At 72.9% G+C, this 887-nt stretch carries 1 protein-coding gene; it reads right to left on the reverse strand.

Translation table 11 applies throughout. The annotated features are described in order from the left end of the window. Positions 1 to 30: 30 nt before the first annotated feature. Positions 31 to 588: a DinB family protein gene (locus ABD308_RS15660; protein ID WP_344333973.1), complete on the reverse strand. Its 558-nt coding sequence runs from the start codon at positions 586 to 588 to the stop codon at positions 31 to 33. Between the last annotated feature and the right edge of the window lie 299 nt (positions 589 to 887).

Below are 887 nucleotides of genomic sequence, written 5' to 3' on the forward strand. Positions count from 1 at the left end.
CGCGCGCCGAGGAGGGCGGACGGGCGGTGCTCAGCCCATGCTCTTGGCGCCGTCCAGGGACTCCCGCAGGATGTCGGCGTGGCCGGCGTGCTGCGCCGTCTCCGCGATGAGGTGCAGCACCACCCGGCGGGCGGACCAGCGGATGCCGGGCTCGGACCACGGCGCCTCGGGCAGCGGGTGCGAGACGTCGAGGTCCGGCAGGGAGGCGACCACCGCGTCGGTGCGGGCGGCCACCTCCTCGTAGGCGGCGAGCACACCGGCCAGGGTCTCGCCCGGCAGCAGACGGAAGTCCTCGGCCCGCTGGTCCAGGTCGGCCTGCGTCAGGTTCATGAAGTCGGGCATCGCGGAGGGGCCTTCGAAGATGAAGCCGACCCAGGACCGCTCGACGGACGCGACGTGCTTGATCAGGCCGCCCAGGCACAGCTCCCCGGCGGTGGTGCGCAGCGCGGCCTGCTCGTCGGTCAGGTCGCGGGTGGTGAGCCGCAGGAACTGGCGCTGGAAGGCGAGCTGCGCCAGCAGGTCGGCCCGCTCGCCGGTGACCGCGGGGGCGGTGGTGGTGGGGGCGGTGGTGGTCGCGGTGGTGCTCATGGCTGTACCTCCGTGGGTGCTTCGGTGCCGGCGGCCGCTGCCTTCCGACGTGTTACACGGTAGGCGCCGTGTAGGTCAGTTTCTGTCCTCGACCCGGGCGGGAGGCTCGTGTGCGGCGGGCGACCGGAAGCCGCCTGACCGCCCGTTGACACGTCCCTGGCCCCGGCCTGCTGGTGGGCGGGTCGGGGCCGTGGGGGTGTGGTGTGGTGTGGGTCAGGTGGTGAGGGTGTTGTTGAGGGCTTCGAGGCCGTCGGTGTAGATGCCGTGGAAGAGGTCGACGGTCTCCTGTTCGGTGGCGC

Source organism: Kitasatospora putterlickiae, assembly GCF_039527695.1.
Lineage (GTDB): Bacteria > Actinomycetota > Actinomycetes > Streptomycetales > Streptomycetaceae > Kitasatospora > Kitasatospora putterlickiae.

Coding starts and splice junctions, on each gene's coding strand:
- ABD308_RS15660 (WP_344333973.1), bottom strand. CDS start 588: ATGAGCACCACCGCGACCACCACCGCCCCCACCACCACCGCCCCCGCG.